Origin of the sequence: Streptomyces sp. NPDC051286, assembly GCF_044455345.1 — a bacterium.
Lineage (GTDB): Bacteria > Actinomycetota > Actinomycetes > Streptomycetales > Streptomycetaceae > Streptomyces.
Genome location: NZ_JBITER010000025.1, coordinates 68494 through 83043 on the forward strand (window position 1 = coordinate 68494; position 14550 = coordinate 83043).

Below are 14550 nucleotides of genomic sequence, written 5' to 3' on the forward strand. Positions count from 1 at the left end.
TGTGGGGGGAGGGGAACGGCCTCGGCCAGAGGGGAAGTGGGGCCCGAGGCGCGGATCAGCCGGGGGCGAGCTCCCCGGTGAGGCTGCGCCACTTCTCATGGACGGCGACGGTACGGATCCGCCAGCCGGTCTCCGTGCGCAACAGCCCGAACGCGTACCGGCCGCCGGAGACGAAGTTCGGCGCCGTGGTGGTGTCCGCGGCCCCGGGGGCGCCGTCGTCAGGCGCGCCCCGCAGCCGCATCGGGTTGAGGTAGTCGGCCTGCACCTCGGCCCGGTCGCCGGGATAGCCCCCCAGGTCCTGGAGGTCGAGCCGGCGGTTGACGATCAGATGCTGTCGTACGGGGAAGAGGCGCATGGTTTCCGCGAGCCACTGCGCTACCTCGGCGGCGGTCCCCTCGATGCCGCCCGCGCTGCGATAGTCGGCGCGGCCGTCCGGGGTGAACAGCTCCCCGTAGTCCTGCCAGGCGCTGTCGTCCACCGCCACCGCATAGCCGGTGATCACTGCATCGATGGACAACTGGTCCATCACGGTTGCGAGAGCCACGCGCTGCGTCATGCGGTCAGTGTGTGCCCGCCGACCGCCGAGGCCAAGGGCCGTGCACGCGCGGCGGCGGTCCGGTCCTGATCCGGATGCCCGGTGCACGGCACGGTGCGTGCCTCAGCAGGGGACCACGGCCACCGGGCCGAGCGCGTGCGTGAGCGTTGTCTGCGCGACCGGGGACAGCCCGAACCCGAGCTCCTCGCCGCCCTTGCGCCGCCCGATCACTGTGAGCGCGGCGGTTGCCGACGCCGTGACCAGGGTGCGCGACGCGGAGCCATGGATCGGCTCCAGCACGAGCTCGACCTGCGGGTACTTCTCGCCCCGGCCTGCGGTGAGCTCCCCGAGAGTCCGCTCGGCGGCGCCCGCCGCCGCGTCCCGGTCGAAGACGGGTCCGCCGGCGAGCATCGACGAGAACATCGTCCAGCCGTGCACGATCCGCAGCCGCGCGCCGGGCCGGGCTGCTGCCGCCTCGAACGCGAAATCCAGTACCGCTTCGCTGCTCTCGTCGGCAGCCACTCCCGCAACGATGTCCGGAAATGTCTCCGTCGCCTCCACCGCGTCGTCGTCCCCCCGACCGCTGTGGATGACGACGACCGGGCACGCGGCCATCGAAGCCGTCGCAAGGCTGTTTGAGCCGATCAGCAGGGACCGGAATCCGCCCAGACCGCGGGAGCCCAGCACCAGCAGCGACGCGTTCTGTCCGAGCGAGGTCAGCGCGGACACGGGGAAGTCGAGCGGGCTGAGCGTGGCCGGGTGCAGGTCCGGAGCGATCAGCGACACCCGCCGTACGGACTCCGTGAGCAACTCCTCGGCCTGTCGCTGCTGCGCCTCCTGGACGGTACGCCGGGCGGGGGTCCGGGCATGCACGATCGTCAGCGGAAGTCCTCGCCGGACGGCTTCGCGCGCCGCCCAGTCGAGGGCCTCGTAGCTGTGCGACGAGCCGTCGACGGCGGCGATCACGGGAAGCTCGGCGGTGGTCATGGAGTCCTCCAGAGTCCGGGGGGTGCATGTCCCAGGCTGGTATGCGAACGCAGCATCCGGCAGGGCCTTTCGGCCCCTTTCTACCCTGTCCGTCCGAGGGCCGGCCCGGCGGGTGCAGGCCCGGTCGCTTTCCGGTGCCGGGCGGAAGCCGGTCCCGGACCGCCGCTGGGACTTGTTCCGTACGCTACGGCCGGTCGCCCTCCGGCGCTCCGGCACTCCGGCGCGAGCCTGCGCGGCGGTTCCGGCCGCCGGCCGGGGGTGCTCCACGGAGGCCGGGGACTTCGATGTCCTCCTGGCGCAGGATTTCGGACCGGAGGCGGTCACACGCGCGACGCGATGGGCAGCGACAGGTCGGCGCCGGGAAGCAGGTCGTTCAGACCGAGGCCGCTCGTCGTCGTGCTCAAGTCGCGCCACCGGCAGGTGGGTTGACGACCGGTACTCCGACGGGCGTACGTGAGCTGCCTTCCGATGTACGACGACGCCGGGCGCTTTCCGAGAGATGCTCCGGGCATGGAGAACCAGCCCGCACGGGCCATCACGACAGAGCCGGTGCGCGGTAGCGCACCGGGCTCCTTGCCGACCGCGCCCGTGTGGCGGAATGTGCGCCCGGTGGAGCGCCTCTGCTACGTGACTGGCGCGCTCCTCGTCGTCTCCGGGCTGCTGCATCTGATCGTCTTCGCCGTCGACGGCGGCTCCTGGGACGGCCCGGTGTCCTGGCGCAAGCCCGTCACCTTCGGGGTCTCGTTCGGACTGACGCTCATCGCGCTCTGCTGGGTGGCGTCCTACCTGCGCATACGCCCCCGCACGCGTACCGTGCTGCTCGCGCTGTTCGCCGTCGACTGCGTGCTGGAGGTCGGCGGCATCACGCTCCAGGCGTGGCGTGGCGTACCGTCCCACTTCAACATGGAGACCCCCTTCGACACGGCGGTCTCCATGACGTTGGCCGTCGGCGGGGGAGTGCTGGTCGTCATCGTCACCGCCCTCGCGGTCGCCTCGTTCCTCCGGCGCCCGGACGGACCGACGGGCATGGCGTTCGCTCTGCGGGCGGGTTTCGCGATCCTGCTCGTCGGGCTGCTGTCCGGAGCGGCGATGATCGCTCGTGGCGTCTATCTGACACGCACCGGCCATCAACTGGCCGGCTACGACTCCACGGCCTCGGTGAAGCCACTGCACGGAGTGAGCCTGCACGCGATCGTGGTGCTGCCCCTGCTGGCCGGAGTGCTGGCCAGAACATCGTGGAGCGCCCGCACCCGTCGTACCGTCCTCCGCGCCGCTGTGGGGTGTTATGCGGCCGCCGTGGGCGGGGCGCTGGTGTGGGCGGTCGTTGCGTACTGACGACGGCGGTGCAGGCAGCCGGGCGGTGAGGAGGCGGACTCGGAGTACCTGATGCAAGCTGCGGACAAGGCAACGGGCCGGGGCGAACCGCGAAAGGCGATCATGAGCACGAGGGATACGAACGTCCGAAATGCCGGGGCCGTGGCTCCGGTCGGCACAGCGGCGGCCACCGGTGCAGCCGAACCGGCCGAGGCAGCGCTGTCCGGTTGCGCGGCGCTGGTGACCGGCGCCTCCAGCGGCATCGGGGCGGCCACCGCCCTGGCACTGGCCCGGCAGGGCGCGGCTCTCGCGCTGGTCGCCCGTCGAGCCGACCGGCTGGAGGACCTGGCCACCGCGATCCGGGACCGGGGCGGCACGTGCGTCGCCCTCATGGCCGACCTCCGCGAGGCGACACAGGCCCGTCGCGCCGTCGAGGACGCTGCGGACCGGTTCGCACGGCTGGACGTGCTGGTGAACAACGCCGGATACGTGGCGATCGGCGCCGTGGAGGAAGGCGACCCCAAGGAATGGGATCGGATGGTCGACCTCAATCTCAAGGCCGTCCTGCACATGTCGCAGGCAGCGCTGCCGCACCTGCTGCGCGCGGCCGCTGACGGCCCGCGCCGGGTCGCCGACCTGGTGACCGTCAGCTCGGTCGCGGGCCGGCTGGCCCGTAAGAACAACAGTGTCTATTCGGCGACGAAACACGCGGTCGGAGCATTCAGCGAGGCCCTGCGCCAGGAGGTCACGGGGCGCGGTGTCCGGGTGGGCCTCGTCGAGCCGGGCATTACCACGACGGAGATGTCGACCGGCGCCGGGTTCGCGGCCGCGCATGATCTGCCGCAGAGCACCTGGCTGGACGCCGAGGACATCGCCCGGGCCATCGCCTTCATGGTCACTCAGCCCCGGCACGCCGCGGTCAACGAGATCATGGTGCGTCCGACGGCCCAGGAACACTGAACCCTGGGATCCGTCGACCTCGCTGATGTCCAGGGAGCGGCCCGTGACGGGGCCGTCGCCTGTTCCCGCCAGATCCTGTCGTCATCGCCCGGAGGCTGGTGTGCGTGCCAGACGCCGCGCGGCAGACGGCAGTTCGACGACAGGACCTGGCCCGTCGACCCGTCGGCGTCTGGGCTCAGCACGCCGGCCGCCACCAAGGCGACCCCCGATGCCGTCGATCCATCCGGTTCGACAGGCGCCCCGGGTCCGGACGGTCCGTTGTCTGCAGTTGGACCCGTTGGCGCGAGTGGATTCCAGGGATCGTCGCAACACAGGGGGTGTTGCGACGATCTCAGGGCTCGCCGTTGAGTGCCCGGACGAGTTCATCGACTGCGGGTGCGCCGGCGAGCCCCTCGGGCGTGGTGTAGACGCGGCAGGTCAGCCCGTAGGTTTCGGCTGCGGCCGGGAAGGGATCGTGGCCGTTGACGCGGATGGTTGGCGATCCGGGAAAACGTAGGGCCTGGGCCTGTTCGTCGGTTTCCACGGCGAGCAGGCTGACGTGGTGCCCGGGGTTCCCGGTGATCGTCAGAGCCTGGGCGAGGTGCTCCTGGGCGAGGTGCCAGTTCGGGCAGCCGCCGAAGTACAGCAGTTCGATATCCATCTCTTCATGATGCTCCAGGCCCGAGGGGTGTTCAGCATGCACCGCTGAGGACCTGAGCGAGACGCTGAGCCGGGGTTTCCCGGCTCAGCGTCTCGCGTGTGCCGGTACGGCGGTTGATGCCGACGACCTGCCACGTTTTATTGACGTGCGGGTCCCGAAGGCCATCGGGTCCCCAGAGGTCGGGTGTCGTGATGACCGCTGGCACTGGGGCCGACGTCGGAGGGGCATCTGGTTGTGCAGGAGTGCCCATGCCGTCGCCGCCCCGTTGTCATACCGGCCCGGTACCGTGAAGGCATCACATTCGCGCCTATGGCTGGGCGCAGCTACCGAGCCGCCCCGCCCCCGGAACAGCGCCTGGGAGCGGGGCGGACGCACGTCAGTCATCGAGCACGGGATCCTTCCGGCGGATTCGCAGCGGAAGACCGCTCCCGGAAGCCCGGCTAGCCCGTCGGCTCACCCGCGTGGGGGCTCAGGGCACCGGTCGCCACCAGGGCGAACAGCACCAGGCCCAGCAGAACACGGTAGATGACGAACGGCATGAAGCTCTTGGTCGTGATGAACTTCATGAACCAGGCGATGACCGCGTATCCGACGCCGAAGGCGATGAACGTCGCGAAGATCGTCGGCCCCCACGACACATGCCCCTCGCCCGCGTCCTTCAGCTCGAAGACACCCGAGGCGAGCACCGCCGGGATCGCGAGCAGGAACGAGTAGCGTGCCGCGGCCTCGCGGGTGTACCCCATCAGCAGACCGCCGCTGATCGTGGCGCCCGAGCGGGAGACGCCGGGGATCAGGGCCATCGCCTGGCAGAAGCCGAAGATCAGGCCGTCCTTGACGCCGAGTTCCTTGAGGGACTTGCGCTCCCTGATCGCCCGGTGCTTGCCACCTATCTCGTCGCGGGCGGCGAGGCGGTCGGCGATGCCGAGGACGATGCCCATCACGATCAGGGTGGTGGCGATGAGTCGCAGGTCGCGGAACGGGCCCTCGATCTGGTCCTTGAGGGTCACGCCGAGGACGCCGATCGGAATGGAGCCGACGATGACGAGCCAGCCCATCTGCGCGTCGTGGTCGCCGCGCATCGACCGGTTGGTCAGCGAGCGGAACCAGGCCGAGACGATCCGGACGATGTCCTTCCGGAAGTAGATGAGGACTGCGGCCTCCGTGCCGATCTGGGTGATGGCGGTGAACGCCGCCCCCGGGTCTTGCCAGCCGGCGAACGCTGCGGTGAGCCGCAGATGCGCGCTGGAGGAGATCGGCAGGAACTCGGTCAGTCCCTGAACGAGGCCCAGGACGAACGATTCGAACCAGCTCATGGGGCTTTGGCCATCCCGGAAGTGATCGTGCATCGGTCGACGGCCTCCAGGGCCGTCGACAGCGTGCGGATTGCGGTCATATGAGGGACGGGCCACGTCGGGCCCGTGATCGTCTGTGGTGCGCGGGCAGCGTATCGCCCCTGGGTGAACAGGGACACGACTGCCCCCGCACCCACCCCGAACCCCCGGTGATGTCAGGGGGCGCTGGACCGCAGACCGGCATACAGGCTCAGTCCGCAGGGAGACGGTGCCGCTTGCGCCAGGCGACGACGGCCGCACCGACGCCCGTCAGCACGATGAAGCCCATCGCCGCCAGGAACGCGGGCGATGTCGGGGACGAGGCCTCACTGCCCGCGACGACGTAGGCGGCGGTGTTCGGGATCGAGCCGAGACCGGTGGCCACCAGGAACGGCGAATACCCCATCCGTGAGACCGCGGCGCAGTAGTTGGCGGCGGCGAACGGAACCCCCGGGAAAAGCCGCAGCGCCAGCATCGAACGGAAGCCGTGCCGGCTCAGCTGCCCGTCCGCAGCCGTCAGCCAGCGTCCGCGCACCAGCGTACGGAGCGCGTCCTGCCCCAGCAACCTGCCCAGCCCGAACGAGATGCCCGCGCCGAGCACCGTGCCCGCCAGGGCGGCTGCCAGACCGGCCTGCGACCCGAACAGCGCACCCGCGGCGAGATTGAGCAGCGGCCGCGGCACGAATGCCACAGTGGACAGGCCGTATGCGAGGCCGAACAGCAGGACCGCTGCGCCGCCACCGCTGAGCTGCGACGGCCAGCCATGGGCCAGGAGGCGCTGCGGATCGAGGAGCAGCGTGGTCGCTGCGGCGGCCAGCAGCATGGCCACGAGCAGCGAGAACCGGGACCAGGGCGAGAGCAGCGCCCTCGTACAGCGCACGGCGAGGCCGGTGGCGGGCCGGGCGGCGGGGACGGGGTCGAGCATTCGGGGAGAGTAACCGACATCTGCTGGTGATCGCCGTAATGTGCACCGTATGAGCCCCGCAGCCGAAGCCGCTCCCGGCGTGCCGCCGAGCGAGCTCGCCGACACCGTGCTGGCGCGTCTGACGCTCCTGTTTCCCACGGCCGCCGATCGTGGGCGGGCCGCCTCCGCGGCCGTGTACATGAAGCACGTCGCCCCGTTCCTCGGCATCCCCACCCCGCAGCGCCGGGCCCTGTCACGCACGGTCCTGGACGGCACCGGGCGTCCCGACGAGGTGGACTGCGCGGCCGTCGCCCTGCGCTGCTGGCAGCTGCCCGAGCGGGAGTACCAGTACTTCGCCGCCGACTATCTGCGCCGCCACGTGCCCCGTTGCTCCTCCCGGTTCCTGCCCGTCGTACGGCACCTCGTCTCCACCGTCCCCTGGTGGGACACCGTCGATGTGCTCTCCGCCCATGTCGCAGGACCGCTTGTCGCCGCCGACCCGGAGCTGAAGGCGGTGATGGACGAGTGGATCGAGGACGACAACCTGTGGATCGCCCGCACCGCCCTGCTGCACCAGCTGCGTTACCGGGATGCCACCGACACCGAACGGCTCTTCGGCTACTGCCTGCGCCAGGCGGATCATCCTGACTTCTTCATCCGCAAGGCGATCGGCTGGTGTCTGCGCGAGTACGCCAAGACCGATCCGCGGGCTGTCAGGGGCTTCGTCGACGGCGCCCGGGACCGGCTCTCGCCGCTGTCCGTACGCGAAGCCTTGAAGCACCTCTGAGGCGCGGTCGGCTCCGAACTCCCTTTCCGGGCCCGGTGGAAAACCACTCGACGGGGCCGCGGCCGTCGGCCATGATCGGACCCATGTTCCGGTACGCCTTCCTCGCAGCGCAGTCCGCAGTCGCGGACGCGCCGAAGGCTGCCGTCATCCCTTCCTTCCTCGCTGCCGCCGCAATCACCGCGGCAGCAGCCGCAGTCGACGCAGCAGCGTTCACCGCTGCCGCAGCGCCCATCGGCGGCGCCCGAAGCTGACCCTCCCCCGACAGTCCGGCGGACCCCGTAAGGGGAGGGTCGGCGGGGCCCTGGGGTCTTCTCTCTCAGCTTCGAGTTTCCAAGGAATGAGCCATGCCCAAGACGGCATACGTGCGCACCAAGCCGCACCTCAACATCGGCACCATGGGCCACGTCGACCACGGCAAGACCACCCTGACAGCCGCCATCACCAAGGTCCTCAGTGACCGCGGCACCGGCACGTTCGTCCCGTTCGACCGCATCGACCGGGCGCCGGAGGAGGCACAGCGCGGCATCACCATCAACATCGCGCACGTCGAGTACGAGACTGACACCCGGCACTACGCGCACGTCGACATGCCCGGTCACGCCGACTATGTCAAGAACATGGTCGCCGGCGCCGCGCAGCTCGACGGGGCGATTCTCGTCGTGTCCGCGCTCGACGGAATCATGCCGCAGACCGCCGAGCACGTCCTGCTGGCCCGTCAGGTCGGCGTCGACCACATCGTCGTCGCCCTCAACAAGGCCGACGCGGGCGACCCGGAGCTGACCGACCTGGTCGAGCTGGAGGTCCGCGAGCTGCTCTCCGCGCACGGCTACGGCGGCGACACCGTTCCCGTCGTCCGCGTCTCGGGACTGAAGGCGCTGGTCGGCGACCCACGCTGGACCGCGTCCGTCGAGGCATTGCTGGACGCCGTCGACACGTACGTACCGATGCCGGTGCGCTACACCGACGCGCCGTTCCTGCTGCCGGTGGAGAACGTCCTGACCATCACCGGCCGGGGCACGGTCGTCACCGGTGCCGTCGAGCGCGGCACCGTACGCGTCGGCGACCGGGTCTCCGTGCTCGGCGCGGACATCGAGACGGTCGTCACCGGCCTGGAGACCTTCGGCAAGCCGATGGAGTCCGCGCAGGCCGGTGACAACGTGGCGCTGCTCGTACGCGGGGTGGAGCGCGACCGGGTCCGCCGCGGCCACGTGGTGGCGGCGCCCGGCAGCGTGACGCCGAGCCGTCGATTCACCGCGCAGGTGTACGTCCTGTCGGCGCGGGAAGGCGGCCGGACCACGCCGGTCACCACCGGCTACCGGCCGCAGTTCTACATCCGTACCGCGGACGTCGTCGGTGACATCGACCTCGGCGAAGCGGCGGTGGCGCGTCCCGGCGACACGGTCACCATGACCGTCGAACTGGGCCGCGACACCCCGCTGGAGTCCGGGCTCGGCTTCGCGATCCGCGAGGGCGGCCGGACGGTCGGCGCGGGCACCGTCACTGGCCTGCTCTGATCCGGACACCGGGCCCGCCAACCGACCCCAAGGGAGGCGGGCCCGGCGCCATGCGCGAAACTGACGGCATGGCAGACATTGCACTGGTACTTGGATCAGGCGGTGCCACCGGCGGCGCCTGGGAGACCGGAATCCTGGCCGGGCTCGCCGAGGCGGGCGTCGACCTGTCCACCGCGGACCTCGTCATCGGAAGCTCCGCCGGGGCCCTCGTAGGCGCCCAGCTCGCCTCCGGCCTGCTCGGCCTCCCGGAACTGTACGCACGTCAATTGGCCGATCCACAGGGCGAGATCGGCGGAAAGCTCGGCACGGCCAACATCATGCGCTACGCCCGGGCGGTGCTGACCTCGCGTACCCCGGAGGCGTACGGGCAGAAGCTGGCCCGGATGGCGCGGGAGACCCGGACCGCCATCACCGCGGCCGAACGGCAGGAGCTGATCGCGAGCCGGCTCCTGTCGCCCGACTGGCCCGAGCGGCAGCTGCGGATCACCGCCGTCAGCGCGGACACGGGTGAACTCCACATCTTCGACAAGGACAGCGGTGTCCCGCTCGCCGACGCCGTCACCGCCAGCTGCGCCGTCCCCGCCGTCTGGCCGGTCGCCACCATCAACGGGCAGGGCTGGATCGACGGCGGGGTGTACTCGCCGGGCAACGTCCATCTGGCCGCAGGGTATGAGCGCGTCGTCGTCATCGCACCGACGGCCAGTGGCAACAAGGTGATCGTCTCCCCCCGGTCCCAGGCCACCGACCTCGAAGCGAAGGGTGCCCGGGTCGCGGTCATCACCCCGGACGCGGCCGCCAAGAAGGCATTCGGCCGCAACGTGCTCGACCCGAGCCGCCGGGCGGCCGCCGCCCGCGCCGGACTCGCGCAGTCCGCGGCGCACACCGAAGCGGTCGCCGCGGTCGTCGGCAGCTGAACCGGCACCCCACAATGGGGGAGTGAACGAGCCGATACCCGTGATCCGAGACGTGGACCAGGGCACCGCCAGACTCCTTCCCGACGTGGACCGGGACCGGGCCTGGCTGCTCACGGTCGACGGCGCACCACAGTCGTACGTCGACCTCGACGATCCGGTCCACCTGGAGTTCGAGTACGCCCGGCGGCTCGCTCATGTCCTCGACTGTGCCGCGGAACCGGACGCGCCTCTCGACGTACTCCACCTCGGCGGCGGCGGCCTCACCCTGCCCCGCTATGTCACCGCGACCCGGCCGGGTTCCCGGCAGGTCGTCGCCGAGGCCGACCTGGGTCTGCTCGCCCTGGTCGCCGAGCAGCTGCCACTCCCCGACGGCAGCGGCATCACCGTGCACGGCACCGACGCCCGCGGACTGCTGGAACAGACGCCGCCCGGCACCGTCGACGTCCTGATCGCGGACGTCTTCGGCGGATCGCGCGTGCCCGCGCACCTCACCTCCGTCGAGTACGCGCAGGCGGCCGGGCGGGCTCTGCGGGACGACGGTATCTATGCCGCCAACCTCGCCGACGGCGCGCCCTTCGCATTCCTCCGCTCGCAACTGGCCAACTTCGCCGCCGTCTTCGAAGAGCTCGCGCTGATCGCCGAACCGGCGGTGCTGCGGGGCCGGCGCTTCGGGAACCACATCCTGGTCGCCTCCCGCAGCCCCCTCGACACCGCGGCCCTGGCCCGCCGCTGCGCCGCAGACGTCTTCCCCGCCCGGGTCGAGCACGGCGCCGGTCTGGCCCGGCTCATCGGCGCGGCACGGCCGGTCGGGGACGCCGACGCGGTCGCCTCACCCGAGCCGCCCGACGGTTCCTTCGGTATCGGCTGACAGCGTCTTCCCTGACGCAACCTCGATGGTTGCCGTCCGGCGGGTCAGGTTGCGTACGTCGGGTACGAACAGCACGGCCCCCGTGCAGAGCACGACCAGCGCCGCACAGCCCCACAACGCCTGACCGCGCCCGACCAGGTCCTCCACCGGACCGGCTACCGCGGTGGCCAGCGGCAGCATCGCCACCGATCCGAACCAGTCGTAGGCCGATACCCGCGACAACTTCTCCTCCGGGATCTCCTGATGGAGGGCCGTCATCCAGGAGACGCCGAACACCTCGATGGTCACGCCGCTGACGAACATCACCGCGCTGAGCCCGGCCACCGGCAGCGGCACAGCCAGCGCCGCCGACGGCAGGGCCAGCGGGAAGACGCAGAGCGTCCCCGCGAGCAGGAGCCGCCGGGGTTTCCAGCGCATCATCAGTAGCGCCCCGCACAGCGTGCCGACCCCGAACGCGGCGAGCGCGAATCCCCAGGGGCGGGCGCCGCCGAGCTCGTCCCGGGCGACCAGTGGCCCGTACACCGACTCGGCGGCACCGACCACGGCGACCACCACCGAGAACTGCGCCACGATCGACCACAGCCAGGGGCGGCCGATGAACTCCTGCCAGCCCTCGCGCAGATCGGACAGGAGTCCGCCACCCGGCTCCCGCGCCGGGATGTGGGCGACATCCAGGAAGGCGCGCAGCGCGCCGGCCACCGCGAAGGCCGCCGCGTCGACGGCCAGCACCCAGCCCGGATTCATCGCCGCGATCATGGCACCGCCGAGCGCGGCACCACCGATGGCGGCCCCGTGCATCGACATCCGGAAGAGTGCGAAGGCGCGGCCGGCCTGTTCGCCACTGACACTGGACATCAGCATGCCCTCGGCCGCCGGGTTGAAGAACGCCTGCCCGGTACCGCACAACGCGGTGAGCAGCATCATCTGCCACAGCTTCGGGTCGCCGGCCAGGACCAGCCAGGCGAACGCGGCCTGCGAGACACAGTTGAGCGCGTTCGCCGCCACCATCACCCGGTGGCGTGGCACCCGGTCCGCGATGGCGCCGCCGATGAGCAGGAACAGCACCAGCGGCGCGGTACGGGCGGCTGCCACCAGGCCGACGTCGCCGCCGTCGCCACCGGACTGCAGAACGGCGAACGCCGCCGCGATCAACGCACCGTGGGTACCCAGGCCGGTGATGATCGCGGCGGCGGTCAGCAGACTGTAGTTGCGGCCGGCCCAAGCGGGACGGCGGATGCGGGGACGGGGGATGCCGGCAGGAGTCACCGGGGAACTATCGCTGCCGGGCCCCCGTCCTGCCAAGTGCTTTGTCGGAGCAGGGGGAGCAGGTCAGGAGGCGGTGACCTCGGTCAGCCGCACCGTGCTGAGGATCTTCATGATCGTGGCGTCCGGGAGTTCGTCCTTGACGGAGTCGGCACCGTAGAGGACCCAGGACGAGAAGTCACCGTTCTTGTTCTTGAAGGTGAAGGCGAAGGTCTTGCCGTCGGAGTCGCACTTCTTCTTCTTGGTGACATTGGGGGCGGTGGCCGTCACGAGGCTGCCGGTCAGACCCGACTGGGTGGTGTACTTCTTCGCCTTGCTGATCTTGATCGTCTTCTGCGGCATGTGCTGCGCGTAGGCGGCCCATGCCCAGGTCCCGGCCTCGCTGTGGGCGTTGGCGTCGGCGTCCGTGGCGCCCTGGGCGCCGCGGGTGCCCGCACTGGCCAGGCTGTACTCCTCCTTGGTGCCGTCCTTGTCCTCGTCGTCGACGCACCACTTTCTCTGGACGTAGGTCGGCGCGGAGAAGCCGATGAGCGGCGAGCCGTCGCCCTTCTTGTCGTCCTCGAAGTACGAGAACGTCCCGGGCGCCCCGACCTCCCAGTCACCGGGTACGTCGAACTGGGTGCCCCACTTGGGGTTGGTGACGACCTTCCAGCCGGCGACGAGAGGCTTGGCGTCCCCATCGGTGCCCCGCGGGTTCGGCGCAGCGGAGGACGTGTCGGCGGACGGCTTCGCGGGGGACGACGACGACCCGTCGTCGGCGACGTCGCTGCCGCCCTTGTCGTCCTTGTTCATCACGACGACGCCGGTGACCACGGCGGCCACGACCACAGCGGTGGCTGCGACGATCGCGACGACGGTCGTCTTCTTCTTGTTGTTGTCGCCCCCGGGCTGCGGTGCACCGGGCGGGCCCGAGACCGCGTACTGCGGCACGGTGGGCTGCTGGTACGGGTTCGGCTGCTGGTACCCCGGCTGGCCATGCTGCTGGTATCCAGGCTGCTGATAGGGGTTCGGCTGCTGGTATCCCGGCTGCTGGTACGGGTTCTGACTTTGGTTCTGCGGGTTTTGCTCGCCCCCGGGCGGCTGCTGTCCTGGCCACATGGCCAGTAACCATAGAGGGACGGTGGCCGGTCGACTACGCCCGCCCCCGTGAAGGAACGGTCAAGGCGGTGGCCACGCGGATGCCGAGGGGGAGATCGTGCGGGCGTGATCCGGGGATGGCCAAACGCTCCTACCCGTGAGTAACCTTCGGTTCATGAGCACTGAACAGATGACAGTCGGAGACATGCTCCTCGCGACGGTTCCGATGGCCAGGACCCTCAACCTCGAGTTCCTCGAGACGACCTCGGAGCGCGCGGTCGTCCGGATGCCGGACCAGGCCGACTACCACAACCACGTCGGCGGACCGCACGCCGGAGCGATGTTCACGCTCGCGGAGTCGGCCAGCGGTGCGATCGTCATCGCCGCCTTCGGGGACCAGATGTCCGGCGCCGTACCGCTCGCCGTGAAGGCGGAGATCGGCTACAAGAAGCTCGCGATGGGCGTCGTCACCGCCACCGCGACCCTCGGCCGGCCGGTGGCGGACGTCGTCGCCGAACTCGACGCGGGCAAGCGGCCCGAATTTCCCGTCGCCATCGAGATCCGGCGTGCGGACGGCGCGGTCACCGGCGAGATGACCGTCGTGTGGACGCTCCGCCCGAACGCCTGAGCGGCCTGCCTCCCCAGCTGGGCCGTCCCACCCCAGGGGGTGCGGGGCGGCCCATCGCACTGTCCGGGCGGATGGCACGACAGGTAGGCTGCCCGCCGTGCGCCGAGGAGTTGCCCGACGGGTGACGGCACATCAGCACGGGAGGAACCGGCGTTGCACATCCAGGAGTGGCTGGAGACAGTCCCCGCGGTCAGCGTGTACGTCCTGGTGGGCGTCGTCATTGGTCTGGAGAGCCTGGGCATTCCGCTGCCGGGCGAGATCGTCCTCGTCAGCGCGGCGCTGCTCGCCGCCGGACACAGTGGCATCAACCCGGTGATCCTCGGTGCGTGCGCCACCGCCGGGGCGGTCATCGGGGACTCGATCGGATACGCCATCGGCCACAAGGGCGGCCGGCCGCTCCTCGCCCGGCTCGGCGGGAAGTTCCCCAAGCACTTCGGAGTGGACCAGATCGCCTTGGCGGAGCGGTCGTTCCAGAAGTGGGGCATGTGGGCGGTGTTCTTCGGCCGCTTCGTCGCGCTGCTGCGTATCTTCGCCGGACCGCTGGCCGGCGTCCTGCGCATGCCGTACTGGAAGTTCCTGATCGCCAATGTGCTCGGCGGCATCGTCTGGGCGGGCGGGACCACGGCGGTCATCTACTCGGTCGGAGTCGTCGCCGAGGCATGGCTCAAGCGCTTCTCCTGGCTCGGCCTGGTGGTCGCCGTACTGGTCGGGCTGACCTCGATGCTGGTCCTCCGGAACCGGGCAAAGAAGGCGGCGGCCCAGTCCGGTGAACGTATCGTGGCCGAGCCGGGGACGGTACCGGCAGCGGACTGAGCCCGGGCGGCCCGG

Annotated in this window: 16 protein-coding genes; 9 read left to right on the forward strand and 7 right to left on the reverse strand. The window is 70.6% G+C overall.

The features are described 5' to 3' along the window. Positions 1–55 precede the first annotated feature (55 nt). A complete protein-coding gene (locus tag ACIBB8_RS24225; RefSeq protein WP_398955355.1) occupies positions 56–556 on the reverse strand; it encodes a nuclear transport factor 2 family protein in 501 nt (166 codons plus the stop codon). A gap of 102 nt (positions 557–658) precedes the next feature. Then, a complete protein-coding gene (locus ACIBB8_RS24230; RefSeq protein WP_398955357.1) occupies positions 659–1522 on the reverse strand; it encodes a universal stress protein in 864 nt (287 codons plus the stop codon). Positions 1523–2032: 510 nt separating this feature from the next. Here ACIBB8_RS24230 and ACIBB8_RS24235 point away from each other — a divergent pair. Further along, positions 2033–2857 carry a hypothetical protein gene (locus tag ACIBB8_RS24235; protein WP_398955359.1) on the forward strand — a complete coding sequence of 275 codons (825 nt, stop codon included), beginning with the start codon at positions 2033–2035 and terminating at the stop codon, positions 2855–2857. Positions 2858–2959: 102 nt separating this feature from the next. Next, complete coding sequence (locus ACIBB8_RS24240) at positions 2960–3796, forward strand: SDR family oxidoreductase (RefSeq protein ID WP_398955360.1); 837 nt, start codon at positions 2960–2962, stop codon at positions 3794–3796. A gap of 331 nt (positions 3797–4127) precedes the next feature. Here the strand turns inward: ACIBB8_RS24240 and ACIBB8_RS24245 are convergent, their stop codons facing one another. The 3 genes from ACIBB8_RS24245 to ACIBB8_RS24255 all read right to left on the reverse strand — a co-directional run bounded on the left by ACIBB8_RS24245 (position 4128) and on the right by ACIBB8_RS24255 (position 6692). Then, positions 4128–4436 carry a thioredoxin family protein gene (locus ACIBB8_RS24245; protein ID WP_398955362.1) on the reverse strand — a complete coding sequence of 103 codons (309 nt, stop codon included), beginning with the start codon at positions 4434–4436 and terminating at the stop codon, positions 4128–4130. Positions 4437–4876: 440 nt separating this feature from the next. After that, on the reverse strand, positions 4877–5749 hold the full coding sequence (locus ACIBB8_RS24250; protein WP_398955365.1) for an undecaprenyl-diphosphate phosphatase: 873 nt from the start codon (positions 5747–5749) through the stop codon (positions 4877–4879). A gap of 229 nt (positions 5750–5978) precedes the next feature. After that, positions 5979–6692, reverse strand: coding sequence for a TVP38/TMEM64 family protein (locus ACIBB8_RS24255; RefSeq protein ID WP_398955367.1), 714 nt, complete (start codon positions 6690–6692; stop codon positions 5979–5981). Between the two features lie 49 nt (positions 6693–6741). On the opposite strand from ACIBB8_RS24255, the gene ACIBB8_RS24260 reads away from it, so the two are divergent. From ACIBB8_RS24260 to ACIBB8_RS24280, 5 genes are all read left to right on the forward strand, one after another. Then, on the forward strand, positions 6742–7458 hold the full coding sequence (locus ACIBB8_RS24260; protein ID WP_398955369.1) for a DNA alkylation repair protein: 717 nt from the start codon (positions 6742–6744) through the stop codon (positions 7456–7458). Positions 7459–7541: 83 nt separating this feature from the next. Continuing rightward, positions 7542–7709, forward strand: coding sequence for a hypothetical protein (locus ACIBB8_RS24265; protein WP_393308047.1), 168 nt, complete (start codon positions 7542–7544; stop codon positions 7707–7709). Between the two features lie 93 nt (positions 7710–7802). Next, complete coding sequence (tuf, locus tag ACIBB8_RS24270; protein ID WP_398955372.1) at positions 7803–8972, forward strand: elongation factor Tu; 1170 nt, start codon at positions 7803–7805, stop codon at positions 8970–8972. 68 nt (positions 8973–9040) lie between these two features. Beyond that, on the forward strand, positions 9041–9886 hold the full coding sequence (locus ACIBB8_RS24275; protein WP_398955374.1) for a patatin-like phospholipase family protein: 846 nt from the start codon (positions 9041–9043) through the stop codon (positions 9884–9886). Between the two features lie 22 nt (positions 9887–9908). Continuing rightward, on the forward strand, positions 9909–10754 hold the full coding sequence (locus tag ACIBB8_RS24280) for a spermidine synthase (RefSeq protein ID WP_398955376.1): 846 nt from the start codon (positions 9909–9911) through the stop codon (positions 10752–10754). Here the strand turns inward: ACIBB8_RS24280 and ACIBB8_RS24285 are convergent. Next, the gene (locus ACIBB8_RS24285; protein ID WP_398955378.1) at positions 10716–12020 is read right to left on the reverse strand and encodes an MFS transporter; all 1305 of its coding nucleotides are present in this window, start codon (positions 12018–12020) and stop codon (positions 10716–10718) included. The genes ACIBB8_RS24280 and ACIBB8_RS24285 overlap by 39 nt on opposite strands. Positions 12021–12083: 63 nt before the next feature. Then, positions 12084–13115 carry a hypothetical protein gene (locus ACIBB8_RS24290; protein ID WP_398955380.1) on the reverse strand — a complete coding sequence of 344 codons (1032 nt, stop codon included), beginning with the start codon at positions 13113–13115 and terminating at the stop codon, positions 12084–12086. A gap of 169 nt (positions 13116–13284) precedes the next feature. Between ACIBB8_RS24290 and ACIBB8_RS24295 the strand changes: the two genes are divergently transcribed. Continuing rightward, positions 13285–13722 (forward strand): DUF4442 domain-containing protein, encoded by a 438-nt coding sequence (locus ACIBB8_RS24295; RefSeq protein ID WP_398955417.1) that lies wholly within the window; start codon positions 13285–13287, stop codon positions 13720–13722. Between the two features lie 153 nt (positions 13723–13875). Beyond that, the gene (locus tag ACIBB8_RS24300) at positions 13876–14535 is read left to right on the forward strand and encodes a DedA family protein (protein WP_398955382.1); all 660 of its coding nucleotides are present in this window, start codon (positions 13876–13878) and stop codon (positions 14533–14535) included. Positions 14536–14550 lie beyond the last annotated feature (15 nt).